This is a genomic window from Pseudacidovorax sp. NFM-22 (assembly GCF_021401245.1).
Classification (GTDB): Bacteria; Pseudomonadota; Gammaproteobacteria; order Burkholderiales; family Burkholderiaceae_C; genus Xenophilus.
The window spans coordinates 119,516-137,322 of record NZ_JACBFY010000005.1; the positions used below are offsets into that span (position 1 = coordinate 119,516).

The following is a 17,807-nucleotide window of genomic DNA, read 5'->3' on the forward strand; positions in this document are numbered from 1 at the left end:
AAAACCAGGGGGAACGGCCATGAAGCTCACGAGCACAAAGCGCCTTCTCATCGTCCTGGCCCTGGCGCTGGCCGCGGGCGGCGCCTGGTACTGGCAGGCCGGCCGCGACAAGGGCTTCGGGCCCGGCTTCGCCAGTGGCAACGGCCGCATCGAGGCCACCGACGTGGACGTGGCCACCAAGCAGGCCGGCCGCGTGCGCGACATCCTGGTCGACGAGGGTGCCTTCGTGAAGGCCGGCCAGCCCCTGGCCACCATGGACGTCGAATCGCTCAACGCACAGCGCGCCGAGGCCCAGGCCCGCCTGCAGCAGGCCGAGACGGGCGTGGCCGCCGCCGAGGCCCAGGTGGCCATGCGCGAGAGCGACCGGCAGTCCGCGCTGGCGCTGGTGGTGCAGCGCGAAAGCGAGCTGGACGCGGCCCAGCGCCGGGCCCGCCGCTCCGAGGTGCTGTCGACGGAAGGCGCCGCCTCGATGCAGGAGACCGACGACGACCGCGCCCGCACCCGCAATGCCCAGGCCGCCCTCGGCGCCGCCCGCGCGCAGGCCCAGGCCAGCCAGGCCGCGGTGCAGGCCGCTGCCGCGCAGGTCACCGGCGCCCGCGCCGCCGTGGGCGCGGCACGGGCGACGCTGACGCGCATCGAGGCCGACATCGCCGACAGCCAGCTCACCGCGCCGCGCGACGGCCGCGTGCAGTTCCGCGTGGCCCAGCCGGGCGAGGTGCTGGGTGCGGGCGGCAAGGTGCTCAACCTGGTGGACCTGTCGGACGTCTACATGACCTTCTTCCTGCCCGAGGCCGCCGCCGGCCGCGTCGCACTGGGCAGCGAGGCGCGCATCCTGCTGGACGCCGCGCCCGGCTTCGTGATTCCGGCGCGCATCAGCTTCGTCGACGCCACGGCCCAGTTCACGCCCAAGACGGTGGAGACGGCCAGCGAGCGGCAGAAGCTCATGTTCCGCGTCAAGGCCAGCATCGACAAGGCGCTGCTGCTGCAGCACCTCGAACAGGTCAAGACCGGCTTGCCCGGCGTGGCTTGGGTGCGGCTGGACCCGCAGGCCGAATGGCCTGCCCAGCTGGCCGTGAAGACCTCGCGCTGAGCCGCCCATGACCGATTCGCGCCCGCCCGTCGTCCGCCTGCAGAAGCTGCGCCTGGACTACGGCCCCACCCATGCGCTGCAGGACGTGGACCTGGAGGTGCCCGCCGGCTGCATGGTCGGGCTGATCGGGCCCGACGGCGTGGGCAAGTCCAGCCTGCTGTCGCTGGTGGCCGGCGCCCGCGCGCTGCAGCAGGGCCGCCTGGAGGTGCTCGGCGGCGACATGGCCGACCGCCGCCACCGCCAGGCCGTGTGCCCGCGCATCGCCTACATGCCGCAGGGACTGGGCCGCAACCTCTACCCCACCCTGTCGGTGGAGGAGAACCTGCAGTTCTTCGCCCGCTTGTTCGGCCATGCCGGCCCCGAGCGGCGCCGCCGCATCGACGAGCTCACGCGCAGCACCGGGCTGCAGCCCTTCCTGGCGCGGCCGGCGGGCAAGCTCTCGGGCGGCATGAAGCAGAAGCTGGGCCTGTGCTGCGCGCTCATCCACGACCCCGACCTGCTGATCCTGGACGAGCCCACCACCGGCGTCGATCCGCTGGCACGCGCGCAGTTCTGGTCGCTCATCGCACGCATCCGCCAGGGCCGCCCGCAGATGAGCGTGATGGTGGCCACGGCCTACATGGACGAGGCCCAGCGCTTCGACTGGCTGGTGGCCATGGACGACGGCCGCGTGCTGGCCACCGGCACGCCGCAGGCCCTGCTGGCGCGCACCGGCACGTCCACGCTGGAGCAGGCCTTCATCCAGCTGCTGCCCGAGGAGAAGAAGCGCGACTGGGCGCCGGTGCAGATCCCGCCGCTGGCCGCGGGCGACGACGACATCGCCATCGAGGCCCGGGACCTGACCATGCGTTTCGGCGACTTCACGGCGGTGGACCACGTGAGCCTGCGCATCCGCCGCGGCGAGATCTTCGGCTTCCTGGGCAGCAACGGCTGCGGCAAGTCCACCACCATGAAGATGCTCACCGGTCTGCTGCCCGCCGGCGAAGGCCGGGCCTGGCTGTTCGGCAACGAGGTGGACCCGCGCGACATCGACACCCGCCGCCGCGTGGGCTACATGTCGCAGGCCTTCTCGCTCTATGGCGAGCTGACGGTGCGGCAGAACCTGGTGCTGCATGCGCGGCTCTTCCACGTGCCCGCCGCCGAGCAGGGCGCGCGCGTGCAGGAGATGCTGGAGCGCTTCGGCCTGCAGCAGGTGCAGGACAGCCTGCCCGAGCGCCTGCCGCTGGGCATGCGCCAGCGCCTGTCGCTCGCCGTGGCCATGGTGCACCGGCCCGAGCTGCTGATCCTGGACGAGCCGACCTCGGGCGTGGACCCGATCGCGCGCGACAACTTCTGGCGCCTGCTGGTGACCCTGTCGCGCCGCGACAAGGTGACCATCTTCATCTCCACCCACTTCATGAACGAGGCCGAGCGCTGCGACCGCATGTCGATGATGCATGCCGGCCGTGTGCTCGACAGCGACGCACCGGCGGCCCTGGTGGCCCGCCGCGGCGCCGCCAGCCTGGAGGAGGCCTTCATCGGCTACCTGGTGGACGCCGGGGGCGGCACGCCCGAGGCCGCGGCGGACGAGGCGCCGGCCGCGCCTGCCCCGGTCGCTGCGCCTTCGGCGACGCCCGCGCGCCCCGCCGCCTTCAGCCTGCAGCGCCTGTGGAGCTACCTGTGGCGCGAGACGCTGGAGCTGCAGCGCGACCCGGTGCGCGCCACGCTGGCCCTGCTGGGCTCGCTGGTGCTGATGATCGTGATGGGCTACGGCATCAACATGGACGTGGACAACCTGCGCTATGCGGTGCTCGACCGCGACCAGAGCACGCTCAGCCAGAGCTATGCGCTGGACCTGGCCGGCTCGCGCTACTTCACCGAGCAGCCGCCGCTGCGCGACGACGCCGACATGGACCGGCGGCTGCGCAGCGGCGACATCTCGCTGGCCATCGAGATCCCGGCGGGCTTCGGCCGCGACGTGCTGCGCGGGCGCAACGTGCAGGTGGGCGCCTGGATTGACGGCGCCATGCCCGTGCGGGGCGACACGCTGCAGGGCTATGTTCAGGGCATCCACCAGTACTGGCTGGCCGAGCAGGTGCGCGCGCGCACCGGCACCGCGCCGGCAGCGGCCGTGCAGGTGCAGTCGCGCTACCGCTACAACCCCGACGTGCGCAGCCTGCCGGCCATGGTGCCGGCCGTCATCCCGATGCTGCTGCTGATGCTGCCGGCCATGCTCACGGCCCTGGCGGTGGTGCGCGAGAAGGAGCTGGGCTCCATCGTCAACCTCTACGTCACGCCGGTCACGCGCACCGAGTTCCTGCTGGGCAAGCAGCTGCCCTACGTGCTGCTGGCGATGCTGAACTTCCTGCTGATGTGTGCGCTGGCGGTCACGCTGTTCGGCGTGCCCTTCACCGGCAGCTTTGCCGCGCTGGCCGTGGCGGCGCTGCTGTTCAGCGTCATCGCCACCGGCATGGGGCTGCTGGCCTCGGCCGTCACCCGCAGCCAGATCGCGGCCATGTTCTTCGCCCTGATCGGCACGCTGATCCCGTCCACGCAGTTCTCGGGGCTGACGGACCCGGTCTCGTCGCTGCAGGGCGTGGGCCGCTGGGTGGGGCAGATCTATCCGGCCACGCACATGTTCACCATCAGCCGCGGCGTGTTCAGCAAGGCGCTGGGCTTCGGCGACCTGCAGCAGGCCTTCGTGCCGCTGCTGGTGGCGGCGCCGTTGATCGTGCTGGCGTCGGTCGCGCTGTTGCGCAAGCAGGAGGCATGAAGGCCATGAACGAAGCCGCCATGGACGACACCGCCCGCGCCACCCAGGCCGGGCCCCGCGCCACCGCCACACCGACCCGGCGCCGCACCGCCATCGCGCGCCGCCTGGCCAACATCCTGCGCCTGGGCGTCAAGGAGCTGTGGAGCCTGTGGCGCGATCCGACGATGCTGGTGCTCATCGTCTACACCTTCTCGGTGGCGGTCTACACCGGCGCCACGGCCATCCCCGAGACGCTGCACAACGCGCCCATCGCCATCGTGGACGAGGACCAGTCGCCGCTGTCGCAGCGCATCGTCTCGGCCTTCCAGCCGCCCTACTTCTCGACGCCCGTGGCCATCGGCCCGGCGCAGATGGACGCCGGCATGGACGCCGGCCGCTACACCTTCGCACTGGTCATTCCCACCGGCTTCCAGCGCGACGTGCTGGCGGGCCGGCGGGCCGAGGTGCAGCTCAACGTCGATGCCACGCGCATGAGCCAGGCCTTCTCGGGCAACGGCGCCGTGCAGCAGATCGTGACCGAGCAGGTGAACGACTTCGTGCGCCGCTACCGCGCCACCACCACCCTTCCCGTGGACCTGGCGCTGCGCGCGCGCTTCAACCCGGCGCTGGACAAGGCCTGGTTCGGCGGGCTGATGCAGATCATCAACAACGTGACCATGCTGGCCATCGTGCTCACCGGCGCGGCGCTGATCCGCGAGCGCGAGCACGGCACCATCGAGCACCTGCTGGTGATGCCGGTCACGCCCACCGAGATCATGCTGGCCAAGGTGTGGTCCATGGGCGCGGTGGTGCTGGTGGCCGCGGCGGCCTCGCTGCAGTTCGTGGTGCGCGGGCTGCTGGGCGTGCCGGTCGAAGGCTCGGTGCCGCTCTTCCTGGCGGGCACGGCGCTGCACCTGTTCTCGACCACCGCCATGGGCATCTTCATGGCCACCGTGGCGCGCTCGATGCCGCAGTTCGGGCTGCTGCTGATGCTCACCCTGCTGCCGCTACAGATGCTGTCGGGCACCGTCACCCCGCGCGAGAGCATGCCCGCGCTGGTGCAGGACCTGATGCTCGCCGCGCCCAACACCCACTACGTGGAGCTGAGCCAGGCCATCCTGTACCGCGGCGCCGGCCTGTCGGTGGTGTGGCCGTCCTTCGTGGCGCTGTTCGTCATCGGACTCGTGCTCTTCGTCATGGCGCTCTCGCGTTTTCGGCGCACCATCAGCCAGATGGCCTGAACGTCTTTGTGTTTTTCATCGGCAAGGAGATTTCCATGCATGACGCCCCCCTCACCCCACCCGCCGTGGCGCTGGCCACGGCCAACACCGCGCTGGCCCTGCGCACCTTCGCCCTGCTGCAGCAGGCCGGGCGCGAGGCCTGGGAGCGCCGGCTGCGGCTGCTCTCCGACACCGAGGAAGCGGCGCTGTCGCACGTCGGCCACGTGGCCAACACCGGCGACTGGCAGGCGCTGGGCGCCTGGCCCGCCGACCTGATCTGGCGCGGCACGCAGCGCAACCTGGAAGCCTGGCGCACGCTGGTGCAGGGCGGCCTGGCCACCCAGACCGAGCTGGCCCAGGGCCTGCGCGAAGCCTGGGCGCAGTGGCAGAAGAGCACGGCCGAGGCCCTGGCCCCGCAGGGCCGCGCCAAGGAAGGCGCATGAGCACGTCCACCCCGGAACTGGCCGAGGCGCCCCTGGCGCTGGTGCGCAACCGCACCTTCGACGAGATCGCCGTGGGCGACAGCGCCAGCCTGCAACGCACCCTGACCGCGCAGGACATCCAGCTCTTCGCCGTGCTGTCGGGCGACGTCAATCCGCAGCACCTGGATGCGGAATTCGCCGCCTCCACCCGCTTCCATGGCGTGATCGCGCACGGCATGTGGGGCGGCGCGCTGATCTCCGCCGTGCTGGGCACGCGGCTGCCCGGGCCCGGCACCGTGTACCTGGGGCAGACGCTGCGCTTCCTGCGGCCGGTGCGGGTGGGCGACACGCTGACCATCCGCGTGACCGTGGCCACGCGCGATGCGGCCAAGAAGCGCCTCACCCTCGACTGCCGCTGCACCAACCAGGCCGGCGAGGACGTGATCGAGGGCGAGGCCACCGTGCTCGCGCCCACCGAGAAGATCGAGCGCCCCGCCACCACCCTGCCCGAGGTGCGGCTGCTGGCCGCCGCCGACGGCCTGCCGCGGCTGCTGGCCCATGTGCGGCCGCTGGGCGCCATCCGCATGGCGGTGGTGCATCCCTGCGACGCGCTGAGCCTGGGCGGCGCACTCGATGCCCGCGCCGCCGGCCTGATCGAACCCGTGCTGGTGGGCCCGCGCGCGAAGATCGAGGCCGCGGCGCAGGCCGCCGGGCTGGACCTGGCCGGCATCGCCATCGAGGACGTGCCGCACAGCCATGCCGCCGCCGCGCGGGCCGCGGCCCTGGCCGGTACGCGCGAGGTGGAGGCGCTCATGAAGGGCAGCCTGCACACCGACGAGCTGATGGCCGCCGTGCTCGACGCCGCCGCCGGCCTGCGCACCGGCCGGCGCCTGTCGCACTGCTTCCTGATGCAGACGCCTGCCTATCCCCGGCCCTTCATCGTGACCGATGCGGCCATCAACATCGCGCCCGGTCTGGAAGAGAAGGCCGACATCGTGCGCAACGCCATCGCCCTGGCCCAGGCCGTGGGCGTGGCCACGCCGCGGGTGGCGCTGCTGGCGGCGGTGGAGACGGTCAACCCGCGCATGGCCGCCACGCTGGACGCGGCGGCGCTGTGCAAGATGGCCGAGCGCGGCCAGATCACCGGCGGCGTGCTGGACGGGCCGCTGGCCTTCGACAACGCGGTCTCGGCGGCGGCGGCGCGCGTCAAGGGCATCGACTCGCCCGTGGCGGGCCAGGCCGACGTGCTGGTCGTGCCCGACCTGGAGAGCGGCAACATGCTCGCCAAGCAGCTCGAATACATGGGCGACGCCGCCAGCGCCGGCATCGTGATGGGCGCGCGCGTGCCCATCGTGCTGACCAGCCGCGCCGACACCCGCGCCGCGCGCATCGCCTCCTGCGCCATCGCCGTGCTGCTGGCCCACCGCTGGCGCACCACGCCGCCATGAGCGCCATGGCCTCGACCTCCACCGGCGGCACCTTCATCCTGGTGCTCAACTGCGGCTCGTCCAGCATCAAGTTCGCGCTCTTCGCCGCGGGCGACGGCGAGCCGCCGCGGCGCCCGGCCTGGAACGGCAAGGTGCAGGACATCGGCGGCCCGGCGCCCGACATCGGCGCCAGCGACCTGCCCGTGACGCCGCTGGCGCTGTCGGCCACGCAGCCCTACCACGACGCCCTGGCCCGCATCCGCGACGAGGTGCTGCGCTGGCTGGCCGGCCGGCCGCTGGCCGCCGTGGCGCACCGCGTGGTGCATGGCGGCGGCCGCTACTTCGCGCCGGTGCGGGTCGATGCGCAGGTGCTGGCCGAGCTGCGCCGCTACATCCCGCTCGCGCCGCTGCACCAGCCCTTCGCGCTGGAGGCCATGGAGATCCTGCTGGCCGAGCGGCCGGCCCTGCCGCAGGTGGCCTGCTTCGACACCGCCTTCCACCACACGCTGCCGCCGGTGGAGCGGATGCTGCCGCTGTCGTGGGACGCCTGGGAGCGCGGACTGCGGCGCTACGGCTTCCACGGCCTGTCGTACGAATACATCGCCATCGCCCTGGCCGAGCGCCATGGCCGGGCGCCGGCCGAGGCCGCCCGCACCATCGTCGCCCACCTGGGCAGCGGCGCCAGCCTGTGCGCCATGCAGGGCCTGCGCAGCGTGGCCACCACCATGGGCTTCTCGGCGCTGGACGGGCTGATGATGGGCACGCGCACGGGCGCACTCGACCCTGGCGCCGTGCTCTACCTGATGGAGATCGAGCAGCTGAGCCTGCAGCAGGTGGGCCATGCGCTCTACCACCAGTCGGGGCTGCTGGGCATCTCGGGCCTGTCGGGCGATCCGCGCGTGCTGCTGGCCCGCGAGGCCGAGGACAGCCCCGAGGGCGAACGCGCCCGGGCCGCGCTGGCGCTCTACGTGCGCCGCATCGTGCGCGAGATCGGCGCGCTGGTGGCCGTGCTGGGCGGGCTGGACCGGCTGGTCTTCACCGCCGGCATCGGCGAGCACAACGCCGTGCTGCGCGCGCGCGTGTGCACGGCGCTGGGCTGGCTGGGCCTGGAACTGGACGACGCCGCCAACCAGGCCGACCGGCCCTGCATCGCCAGCGCGGCCAGCCGGGTGGATGTGGGCGTGGAGCCCACCAACGAGGAATGGATCGCGGCGCGCCACGCGGCGGCGCTCATGACCCCCTGAACACCCAAGGAAGAGGACCTTCTCCATGTACCAACGCCTTCTGGTTCCCCTCGATGGCAGCGCCACCGCCGCGCTGGCGCTGGGCGAGGCCGCGCAGCTCGCGCGCCTGGCGGGTGCCACCGTCGTGCTGCTGCATGTGGTCGACGCCATGGACCACGTCACGGGCTTCGAGCCCCCGCTGGTGCACATCCAGGAGGTGCGGCCCACCTTCCTGCGCAACGGCCAGGCGTTGCTGGACGCCGCGCGGCAGACGCTCGAAGCACAGGGCGTGACGGCGGAGACCGTGCTGCTGGAAAGCCAGGGCGAACGCGTGTCGCAGCTGATCGCAGACCAGGCCAGTCAGGCCGGCTGCGACCTCATCGTGCTGGGCACCCATGGCCGCCGCGGCGTCAACCGTCTGCTGCTGGGCAGCGACGCCGAGCAGGTCGCCCGCATCGCGGCGATGCCGGTGATGCTGGTGCGCCCGCGGGGGGCAGGAGCGCCCGCCACCCGCACGACACCGACGCAAGGATGAACCGCAAGGCCGAGCCGCCCCGCGGCTCGGCTCAGCCGTTGTCTTCGTCCGCCTCCGCCAGTTCCATCCTCGCTGGCACCTGGGGCCCGCAGCGCCGCACGCACACCATCGGTGCCGTGTCCTCGGCGCCCGGCGAGAGGGGCCTCGGATCCCGGGCATAGGCCACCCCGGCAAGCGGCCCCACCGCGCCCACGTCGCATTCGATGCGGTCCCGGCGGCGATCCGCGTCATCGAAGCGGTAGACACACCCCTCCAGGCTCTGCATCCGTCCACCCCTGCGCAGCCAATGCACGGTGACGCGGAGGCTGTTGACCGTGCCTTTGCGACCCAGGAACTCGCCACCGTGCAGGTACACGCGGAATTCGCTGCGATCGCGGCTGCTGCCCAGGTAATGGGCGGCCAGCGCGCTGACCGCATTTCCGCTGGCCAGCAGTGCAGCCACGCCCACCATCGCGGCCAAGGCGCTCCTAGACGACCGCCACCGTGAACGCATAGTGGCTGGTGGTGCTTCCATCGGGCGACACGAGGTCGACGGCGATGACCGTGCCCGCCGCCACGGCGACGGTGATGCTGGCGCCCTGGGCGACGGCCACGCCGTTGACCTTCATGGAAGCGATGTTGTTGGACATGGCGGTGGGCTGGACCGTGATGCTGCGGGTGCCGGCGGGCACATTCACCACATAGGCGTAGGTCCAGGGGTCGAATTTGTTGGGGACCTTGTTGGGCACGCCATTGGCCGGCGCAGCCCAGTACACATCGACGCCGACCAGGGAACCGCCCGTGAATTCGATGTTGCTCAGCACCGAATATTTCTTGAAGCCATCGGCCGCGTTGTAGTTCACCGTCGCTCCGCAGGGGTAGGCGGTCGTGGGCGCGGTGAAGTAGTCGACGGGGCTGTCGAGGCCGGTGCCCAGGGCGTTGCCGATGGCCATCCAGTTCTTGTCGCGCCACATGTCACCGACCATGCTCATGCGCGAGTTCTTGGTGGTCGGGCTCGTCGGATTGCCGAAACGGCCACCGCGGATCGACGGTGCCGTGGCCGCATCGCCCCGGTCGATCAGCTGCTGGAAGCACTTGAGGAAATTGTTGACACCTTCCATGCCGACCGAAACGTCCTGGTGGGCGTTGGTCACCTCGGTCACCATGCCAAGCGCACTGCTCTTCCTGTAATTGGCCAGCAATTGCTGGGTCAGCGACAGGAAGATGTCCACCTTGGCCAGGTTGTATTGCGTCGTGTCCGCCGTATAGGCGCGATTGCAGGCCCACATGTCCGAACCGAAAACCCACCCGGTCTGGTTGACGATGGCCGTCATCAGTCCATGGGTGTGTCCCGGCTGGGTGTAGGCCGTGATTTGGACATTGCCCAAGTCCAGCACCTGTCCGTCATTGATCGCCGTCGCCGCAGCACCGGCTGCGCGGAAATCGCTTCGGCTGGACGCCATGAATGCGGCTTTTTCGATGGCCGAGGCGTACAGCGTGATTCCGGCGCTGGTGAAGTTGTAGATCTGTTCCGCGTGGTCCGGATGGTTGTGGCCAACGATGATGTCGTAGGGCTTGGTGGCAATGCTGTCGATGAATGTCTTGAGATTGGCTTTCTGGTAGCCGTATTCGCCGGCATCGAAGACCAGGCCGCGCGCGCTGCCTTCGATGTAGAAGACGAAGGCCTGGTAATACTCCGCCGGATTGTTGATCTTCCACACCGTGGGCGTGGTGGCGGTGCCCGGATGCATCAATTTGGCCTGGAATGCGCCCACATTGGGCCGCACGATGTTCCAGGTGAAGTTCTGCACGGCACTTGTGGCCAAGCCGTCTTTCTTGGCGACGGCCTTGAGCCGGTAAAGGCGGAAGTCGGTGGTCGACGTGAGCGGGTTGACGAATTGCAGAACGCCGTTCTTTTCGAAGTCGTATTCGATGCCCGACACCAGCGGATCGGCCGGTTCACTGCCGTCGAATGTATAGGTGTAATAGATCTTGGCGTCCGGCGTCGGCGTGCTGATGCGAACATAACGGCGCGGCGCCGTGGTGCCGGACTTGCACATCACCTGGGGCGGCGCCACCAGCTTCGCGGTGATGCTGGCCAGAATGGTCTTGGCTTCGCCGGCGGTGAGTGCGGCAGCGGGTGAGAAAAGCGTCGCACTGCTGCCCGACATATAGCCTGCGGCCACGATGGCATTCACACTGGCACGCCGGCTGCTGGTGATGGACGCGGCGTCGGAAAATCGCGCCAGGGCATTGCCGCTGCTGGCTGGAATCTTGAACGCATTGACGAAGATCTCGGCCGCCTCTTCGCGGGTGATGGAGCGGTCGGGATAGAAGAAGCCCAGCACATTGCTGACGATGCCTTCTTCCAGCGCCGTCTCGATTTCCTTGGCATTCGCGGTCACACCCAATTTCACGTCCGCAAAAGTGGGTTGGGTCAGGCGGTAGGGATCGTTGTATTCGGAGGAGTGCACCCAGTCGAAATACCGGGAAATTCCCGCCACGAAACTGCCCCGCGAGATGGCGAGGGCATCGGTATCGGGCGGGGGCGTGGTGCCACCCGTGTCGCTCGGGCGACCCTCCGTGCCGGCAGCCGGCGCACTCAGCACGACGTTGGCACCCCCGCCGCCGCCGCATGCCGTCACCACGGTGGCGGTGCTCGCCGACGCAAGCATCTGCCCGAAGAAGCGGCGCGACATGCGGGCCGGAGGCGCATCCCCCTGGACCGCACGCCTGGACTCGGCGACGGCTGTGCCGACGGCCATGGTTTCTTCTTTCATGTCGTACTCCTCGATGGTGTTATGGGTAATGAAGAGGCTTGCCGCGAACGCGTCACGCGTTGCACGACGGCGGAATGTACGAACTGGTGCGTTCACCACGAATCGGGGTTAACCCGTGCTTTTGGTCAAGAAAATCACGAAAAATAATTCGGTATTCCGCGCCATGACACATTCACGGCCCAGGGTTCCGGGTGATTTTTGCAGGGCCAGATGCTTTTCAAATCGGGAAAGCGCCGGCGGAAGAATCGGTACGCGTCAATGCATCCAGATCGCCGCGCGGCACACATGATCCGGGCTCGCAAAAACGCATCATTGGAATTGGCTGGTATTTCGTCGAAAACATCTTTGGTGTCCGGGCGTCTTTTTTTCTCGGGCCCACAGCGTGGCGGCCAGCAGAAATCGGTGGGAGCTTTTTCCGCGACGAGACAGGGAGCCGCGCCCGATCGCCGAGCTGGGCCACCGACCCGACGGCGGGACTCACGAGCGGACGCCGAGCGTTTCGCGCCATCGCCCACGAAGCCCGTAGAACTGTCACAAACTCTTTCCAGAATCCCGGGCTTTGTCCCCGCCCGAGATTCCCATGGTCCCCGTACCGAACCTGCGCCTTCGCACCCTCGTCCTCGCCGTCGCCAGCGCCGCCGCCCTCATGGCCTGCGGTGGGGGCAACGGCAGCAATGTCAGCTTCACGCCCGTCGGCACGAGCGCCGCGTCGTCCGGCAACGGCAGCACCTCCGCCGCCGAGACGGTCACCGTTCCGGCCGAACCCGCCGGCCTGGGCAGCGCAGACACCGCGCCCATCCCCAGCGCCGTCGCCTATGTGGACACCGGCGCCACCAACCAGCGCGACAACCCCTGCAACGTCACCCTGGCCACCAATGCCGGCGCGCGCGTGCTGCAGGGCTTCCTGGACATCTGGACGCCCAGCTCGCTCATGGTGGATGCGGGCGTGACCCTGGCCGCGGCCAATGGCTGTCCGGCCGTGAGCCCGTCGACCTGGAGCGGCGTCCCCGGCGACAGCACCGACGGCACGGTGAAGAACGCCACCCTCCACGCCGCCAACATCAACTACGTCAAGACCGCCACGCAGGCGCGCACCACGGCCCAGGGCCTGGCGGCCTACATGGACGACCGCCGCGGCAAGGGCTACAGCGTGAGCGATGGCATGGGCCCGCTCACCAGCGCCTGGCGCGCCGGCACGCAGCAGACCACCACCATCACGGCCGTTGACCCCTACACGGCCCTGAGCCCGGCGGTGAACGACGGCGGCAACAACGTGGGCGTGGGCGCCTCGGGCGGCAACGCCAACATGGGCCTGGCCGTGGACTTCATCAACGGCCTGGCCGCCGGCTCCACCGAGCCGCCCAAGCGCTTCTACAAGTACGCCCGCCCCTGGCGCTGGAGCGGCGACGTGAAGGTCGTGCCCGCGCTCGAATCGGCCAAGAGCACCACGCCGGCCACCGACGGCGGCTTCCCCAGCGGCCACACGGCCGAGGCCTGGCGCGACACGCTGGCCATGGCGTACCTGGTGCCGCAGCGCTACCAGGAACTGGTGGCCCGCGCGATGGAGATGGGCGAGAACCGCATCCTGGCCGGCATGCATTCGCCGCTGGACGTGATGGGCGGTCGCGTGCACGCCACCGCCGTGGTGGCCTACAACCTCTCCAGCGTGGCCAGCTACACGCCCGCCGTGAAGAAGGCCGCCTATGACCAGGCCCAGGCCTGGCTGCGCACGCAGAGCGGCAGCGCCGACTTCAACGCCCTGAACACCTATGCGCACACGCCGCGCACCCAGGACAGCACGCAGCCCGACTTCGACCGCTTCAGCGACAGCGCCGCCTGGCGCAAGACCTACCTGCAGCGCCTGACCTACGGCCTGGACCGCACCGGCGCTGCCGGCCAGCCCGCCACCGTGCCCAAGGGCGCCGAGGTGCTGCTGGAGACGCGCCTGCCCTACCTGAGCGCCGACCAGCGCCGCGTGGTGCTCAAGAGCACGGCCATCGACTCGGGCTATCCGCTGGGCAACGACGGCGAAGGCTGGGGCCGGCTGAACCTCTTCGCCGCCGCCGACGGCTACGGCCGTTTCGACGGCGACGTGGCCGTGACCATGGACGCCAGTCTGGGCGGCTTCAACGCCATCGACCGCTGGCGCAACGACATCGCCGGTGCGGGCAAGCTGACCAAGGCGGGCACGGGCACGCTGCGCCTGTCGGGCAGCAATGGCTACACCGGCGGCACGGTGCTGGCCGCCGGACTGCTGGGCGCCGACTCCGCCACCGCGCTGGGCAATGGTGACGTCTTCATCAAGGGCGGCACGCTGGAGAGCACCGTGGCCGCCGCACCGCTGACGCTGGCGGGCCGCTACACGCAGACCGCCGGCACGCTGAGCGTGGTGGCGGGCGCCAACGGTGCCGGCCTGCTGAAGGTGGGCGGCAATGCCGTGATCGCCGGCGGCGACCTGGCCGTGCGCTTTGCCACCGGCTACGTGCCGAAGGTGGGCGACACGCTCACCGTGGTCCAGGCCGCCGGCCGCCAGGGCCGCTTCGGCAATGTGACGGTGCAGGGCTTCGGCAAGGTCAGCGTGAGCTACACGGCCAACGCGGTGCTGGTGCGCATCGACGGGGTCTGACGATCCCCGAGGCGGCGCCGCGGCGTCGCCTCACCAATCGCCGCCGTTGCGGTTGGGCCCCAGCTGCAGGCCGTCGATGCCCGCCACCGGCCAGGCGCCGATCGCGTGGCAGGCATGGCCCGGCGCGACCAACGGTCCGCGCCGGGGCACGCCGTCGGCCGCGCGCACCAGCACCTCGACGGAATCCGCCGCACGGCCACAGCTCACGTCGATGCGGTGCAGGCCCGGTGCCTCCACCGGCAGGTCGATCTCCCAGAAGCCCGGGGCGCCCGGCCACATGGGCTGCGGGGCGGCATCGTCCAGCGCGGCCAGCATGGGTTCATGGGCCGCGCCGAAGCGCCGCGCCACCACACGCACCCTGCCCGGCCGCGGCACCTGCCGGGCCTGCGAAGGCCGCGTGACCAGCCGCAGGTCGCAGGGCGCCACGATCTGCACATGGGGCCATGCCGCGCCCAACGGACGGAAGCGCCAGCTCGGCACGCCGTCGTGCACGCACACCACCGAGAAGCCCGGCAAGCCGCCGCCCTCCTCGATCTGCGCCGTCGAGCGGGTGGCCCCGTAGACCACCGCGCCGTCGTTGAGCAGCTCGTTGTAGTGCGTGTGGCCGGTGTCGACGAAGGGCACGCGGGCATCGGCCAGCAGCCGCGCCAGCGCCTCGCCATCGGCCGCCATGTCGCCGGGATAGCAGTGCATGAACACCAGCGGCACCTCGCCCGCCGCCTCGGCCAGCGCCAGCTGGCGGGCGATGCGATGGCGGTGGTGCGAATTGAGCCGGAAGTCCGGCCCGCCGGCACCGCTGCCGACCACATCGACAAAGATGCAGCGGTGGCCGGCGATCACCTCGTGCTCCGGCCGTTGTGCCGGCGCAAACGCGGCCTCGTAGGCGGCCAGGCTGCCGCCTTCGAAATCGTGGTCGCCCGGGATCACGCGCCAGGGCAGCGCGAGCGGCGCCAGCGCCTCGGTGATGGCGGCGTACTGCGCGGGCGTCGCATGGTTGGCGTTGTCGCCGGGCAGGTAGACGAAGTCGGCATCGCGCGCATGGGCGTTGAGCTCTTCCACGATGGCCTGCAGCCGCGGCCGGGCGGCCCAGCCGTCGGCCTCGTCCATGTGCAGGTCGCCGATGTGGATCCAGGCGATGGACGGCGGGTAAGCGGACCTGTCTTTCATGACGAAGCAACGCCCAGGGCGGGCTGACCGGCCCGCGGTTCACACACGCCCGCGCAGGCCGGCCGCAGCATCGTGGCGAAGCCGATCCACAGCGCCAGCGACGCGAGCGCGAAGCCGCCCAGCACATAGAAGGCGATCTGGTAGCCGAAGAGCTGCGCCAGCCAGCCGCCGATGGCGGGCGACAGGCTGGCGCCCAGGCCCTGCACGGTCATCACCGCGCCCTGGCCGACATTGACGCGGCCGGTGCCGTCGAGCAGGCAGGCCACCAGGCCGGGCACGGCCACGCTCTGCAGGCCGGCGCCGATGCCATCGAGCGCCTGCACGGGCCACACGCCCCAGCTGTCGATCACGCTGCCGGCGATCAGGCCGCGCAGTGGCAGCGAGGCGAAGGAGACCAGCATCACCAGCCAGTAGCCGCGCGTGGCCGACAGCCGCATGGCGGCCAGGGCGGTGACGATCATGACGGCCTGCGCCACCACCACCGTGAGCGCGGTGAACATGGCCGGGTTGCCCTTGCCGGCGCCGACCACCGCCAGGCCGTACAGCGGCAGCATGGCGCCGTTGCCCAGGTGGAAGCAGGCCAGCGCCGCGGCCAGGATCAGGAGCGGCCGGTTCTGCAGCAGCGTGCGCAGGCCCTGGGCCTGGCTGTCGTCCGCCGCGGCCGCCTTGCCGTCGTGCGGCCCTTCGAGCCCTCGCGCGGCGCGGTGGTCGATGGTCCGCTCCGGAATGGTCAGCACCGAGACGATGGCGAACACGCCGAACAGCGCCGCCAGGAAGAAGATGGCCGGCATGCCATAGCGAAAGCCCAGCCAGCCGGACAGCGCCGCGCCCACCATGTTGCCCGCATGATTCCAGGCCTGGTTGCGCCCGTTCTGCGCATTGAAGCCACGCTGGCGCACCACGCCCAGCGTGATGCCCGCCACCGCCGGCCCGATGGCCGCGCCGGCGATGGCCGTCGCCACCTGGCTCACGGTGACCACCCACCCCGCCTGCGACCAGAGAATCAGAAAGGAAGCCAGCACCGTGCAGATGCCGGTGATCACCACCACCCAGCGCTTGCGCGCCGTGTGGTCGATGAAGGCGCCCGCCGGCACCGTCATGAGCATGCCGGCCACGCCGCCGGCCGTCATCACCGAGCCGATGGCGCCCGGCTGCCAGCCGCGCTGCTGCAGGAAGACGCCCAGGAAGGGCCCGATGCCGGCCTGCATGTCGGCCATGAAGAAGTTGAGCGCGCACAGCGCGCGTGTGGCGCGGCGCTCGTCCCCGCCCGCCCCACCTTCGTCTGCTGCATTCGCGGAAGCCGCGAGGGTGGGCGAGGGATTCATGGCGGGGTGTCTCCAGGTGCGTGGATCAGCCGATCAGGAGCCGCGCCCCGATGGCCAGGACGAGGGCGGGCGGCATGACCAGAACGCCCACCTTCAGGAAGCGCCAGAAGCCCACGTCGTCGCCCTCGCGGCGGATGGCGGCCAGCCACAGGATGGTGGCCAGCGAGCCGGTGATCGACAGGTTGGGACCCAGGTCCACGCCGATCAGCGTGGCATCGATCACCACCTGCGGCGGCTTCGCCTGCTGCAGCACCGTGCTGGCCAGCAGGCCCGCCGGCAGGTTGTTGACGACGTTGGCGCCCACGGCCAGCACCGAGCCGGCCACGGCCGCAGCGCCGTGGACGCTGCCCTGCACGCCGGCCATGAGCCAGTGGGCCAGCGTGGCGATCACGCCCGTCTGGCGCAGCGCCTCCACCAGCACGAAGAGGCCCGCCACCAGGGGCAGCACGCTCCACGAGATGTCCTTGACCAGCGGCCAGGGGTTGGCCCGGTCGCGCACCAGCACCACGGCCGCCGTCAGCCCGCCCATGATGGCGGTGGGCAGCCCCAGGTCGATGCCCTTGAAGGACACCGTCATCAGCACGACGGCCGTGACCACCAGCGCGCCCAGCGCCGTCCAACCACCGGCATGCAGGGGCTCGACCTCCACGCGCGGCTCGCAGGCGCCGGCCAGCTCCTTGCGCATGACCAGGCGCAGACAGACGTAGGTGGCACCGATGGCCAGCAACGAGGGCAGGCCGAAGCTCTTGATCCACGGCCACAGCGAAGGCACATGCGCGCCATAGAGCACCAGGTTGGCCGGGTTGGAGATCGGCAGCACGAAGCTCGCCGCATTGGCGATGAAGGCGCAGATGAACAGGTACGGCAGCGCCGGCGTGCAGGCCTTGCGCGCCGCCGCATACACCGCCGGCGTCAGCACCACGGCCGTGGCGTCGTTGGAGAGGAAGGCGGTGATGACCGCGCCGATGGCGTAGACCAGCGTGAACAGCCGCATCGGCGAGCCGCCCGCCATGTTGACGGCATGCCCGGCCACCCAGTCGAACAGGCCCTCGCGCCGCGCCGTCTCGGACAGCAGCATCATGCCGATGAGGAAGAGGTAGACATCGTTGCCCTTGGCCACGGCGCCCAGCGCCTGCTGCGCCGGCAGCAGCCCGAGCACGACGACAAGGGCCGCGCCGGCCACGGCCCAGATGGCCTCGGGCAGCTTGAAGGGCCGGATCAGCACGCCGGCCGTGGTGGCAGCGGCGATGGCCCAGATGGTGAGGTGGGAAGACAGCATGGA

General features: G+C 70.7%; 13 protein-coding genes. 8 read left to right on the plus strand and 5 right to left on the minus strand.

What is annotated here, in order from left to right; translation table 11 throughout:
* Positions 1-19: 19 nt before the first annotated feature.
* The 7 genes from L0984_RS18185 to L0984_RS18215 all read left to right on the plus strand — a co-directional run bounded on the left by L0984_RS18185 (position 20) and on the right by L0984_RS18215 (position 8,648).
* On the plus strand, positions 20-1,090 hold the full coding sequence (locus L0984_RS18185) for an HlyD family secretion protein (RefSeq protein WP_234195177.1): 1,071 nt from the start codon (positions 20-22) through the stop codon (positions 1,088-1,090).
* Positions 1,091-1,097: 7 nt separating this feature from the next.
* Positions 1,098-3,842 (plus strand): ribosome-associated ATPase/putative transporter RbbA, encoded by a 2,745-nt coding sequence (gene rbbA / locus L0984_RS18190; protein WP_234195178.1) that lies wholly within the window; start codon positions 1,098-1,100, stop codon positions 3,840-3,842.
* Positions 3,843-3,934: 92 nt separating this feature from the next.
* Complete coding sequence (locus tag L0984_RS18195; protein WP_234195815.1) at positions 3,935-5,062, plus strand: ABC transporter permease; 1,128 nt, start codon at positions 3,935-3,937, stop codon at positions 5,060-5,062.
* 35 nt (positions 5,063-5,097) lie between these two features.
* Positions 5,098-5,484 (plus strand): hypothetical protein, encoded by a 387-nt coding sequence (locus L0984_RS18200; RefSeq protein ID WP_234195179.1) that lies wholly within the window; start codon positions 5,098-5,100, stop codon positions 5,482-5,484.
* Positions 5,481-6,911 (plus strand): bifunctional enoyl-CoA hydratase/phosphate acetyltransferase, encoded by a 1,431-nt coding sequence (locus L0984_RS18205; protein ID WP_234195180.1) that lies wholly within the window; start codon positions 5,481-5,483, stop codon positions 6,909-6,911. The genes L0984_RS18200 and L0984_RS18205 overlap by 4 nt, the downstream gene beginning before the upstream one ends.
* Positions 6,908-8,134 (plus strand): acetate/propionate family kinase, encoded by a 1,227-nt coding sequence (locus tag L0984_RS18210; RefSeq protein WP_234195181.1) that lies wholly within the window; start codon positions 6,908-6,910, stop codon positions 8,132-8,134. Before L0984_RS18205 ends, L0984_RS18210 begins: the two co-directional genes overlap by 4 nt.
* 25 nt (positions 8,135-8,159) lie before the next feature.
* Positions 8,160-8,648: a universal stress protein gene (locus tag L0984_RS18215; RefSeq protein WP_234195182.1), complete on the plus strand. Its 489-nt coding sequence runs from the start codon at positions 8,160-8,162 to the stop codon at positions 8,646-8,648.
* A 31-nt stretch (positions 8,649-8,679) separates the two neighbouring features.
* Here L0984_RS18215 and L0984_RS18220 read toward each other — a convergent pair whose 3' ends face one another.
* Positions 8,680-9,108, minus strand: a complete 429-nt coding sequence (locus L0984_RS18220; protein ID WP_234195183.1) for a hypothetical protein — start codon at positions 9,106-9,108, stop codon at positions 8,680-8,682.
* A 7-nt stretch (positions 9,109-9,115) separates the two neighbouring features.
* Positions 9,116-11,407, minus strand: coding sequence for a cadherin-like beta sandwich domain-containing protein (locus L0984_RS18225; RefSeq protein WP_234195184.1), 2,292 nt, complete (start codon positions 11,405-11,407; stop codon positions 9,116-9,118).
* Positions 11,408-11,987: 580 nt separating this feature from the next.
* Between L0984_RS18225 and L0984_RS18230 the strand changes: the two genes are divergently transcribed.
* Positions 11,988-14,033, plus strand: a complete 2,046-nt coding sequence (locus L0984_RS18230) for an acid phosphatase (RefSeq protein WP_234195186.1) — start codon at positions 11,988-11,990, stop codon at positions 14,031-14,033.
* Positions 14,034-14,063: 30 nt separating this feature from the next.
* On the opposite strand, the gene L0984_RS18235 is transcribed toward L0984_RS18230, so the two are convergent.
* Genes L0984_RS18235 through L0984_RS18245 form a run of 3 tightly spaced genes read right to left on the minus strand, consistent with a single transcriptional unit; the run spans position 14,064 to position 17,801 of the window.
* A complete protein-coding gene (locus L0984_RS18235; protein WP_234195187.1) occupies positions 14,064-15,200 on the minus strand; it encodes a metallophosphoesterase family protein in 1,137 nt (378 codons plus the stop codon).
* Positions 15,197-16,525, minus strand: a complete 1,329-nt coding sequence (locus L0984_RS18240) for an MFS transporter (protein WP_370646067.1) — start codon at positions 16,523-16,525, stop codon at positions 15,197-15,199. Before L0984_RS18240 ends, L0984_RS18235 begins: the two co-directional genes overlap by 4 nt.
* A 25-nt stretch (positions 16,526-16,550) precedes the next feature.
* Positions 16,551-17,801: an arsenic transporter gene (locus tag L0984_RS18245; protein WP_370646102.1), complete on the minus strand. Its 1,251-nt coding sequence runs from the start codon at positions 17,799-17,801 to the stop codon at positions 16,551-16,553.
* Positions 17,802-17,807: the final 6 nt, after the last annotated feature.

Excerpts from the sequence above, each read along its gene's own strand:
- L0984_RS18185 (WP_234195177.1), top strand. The coding sequence starts at position 20 with ATGAAGCTCACGAGCACAAAGCGCCTTCTCATCGTCCTGGCCCTGGCG.
- rbbA (WP_234195178.1), top strand. The coding sequence starts at position 1,098 with ATGACCGATTCGCGCCCGCCCGTCGTCCGCCTGCAGAAGCTGCGCCTG.
- L0984_RS18200 (WP_234195179.1), top strand. The coding sequence starts at position 5,098 with ATGCATGACGCCCCCCTCACCCCACCCGCCGTGGCGCTGGCCACGGCC.
- L0984_RS18205 (WP_234195180.1), top strand. The coding sequence starts at position 5,481 with ATGAGCACGTCCACCCCGGAACTGGCCGAGGCGCCCCTGGCGCTGGTG.
- L0984_RS18210 (WP_234195181.1), top strand. The coding sequence starts at position 6,908 with ATGAGCGCCATGGCCTCGACCTCCACCGGCGGCACCTTCATCCTGGTG.
- L0984_RS18215 (WP_234195182.1), top strand. The coding sequence starts at position 8,160 with ATGTACCAACGCCTTCTGGTTCCCCTCGATGGCAGCGCCACCGCCGCG.
- L0984_RS18225 (WP_234195184.1), bottom strand. The coding sequence starts at position 11,407 with ATGAAAGAAGAAACCATGGCCGTCGGCACAGCCGTCGCCGAGTCCAGG.
- L0984_RS18230 (WP_234195186.1), top strand. The coding sequence starts at position 11,988 with ATGGTCCCCGTACCGAACCTGCGCCTTCGCACCCTCGTCCTCGCCGTC.
- L0984_RS18235 (WP_234195187.1), bottom strand. The coding sequence starts at position 15,200 with ATGAAAGACAGGTCCGCTTACCCGCCGTCCATCGCCTGGATCCACATC.
- L0984_RS18240 (WP_370646067.1), bottom strand. The coding sequence starts at position 16,525 with ATGAATCCCTCGCCCACCCTCGCGGCTTCCGCGAATGCAGCAGACGAA.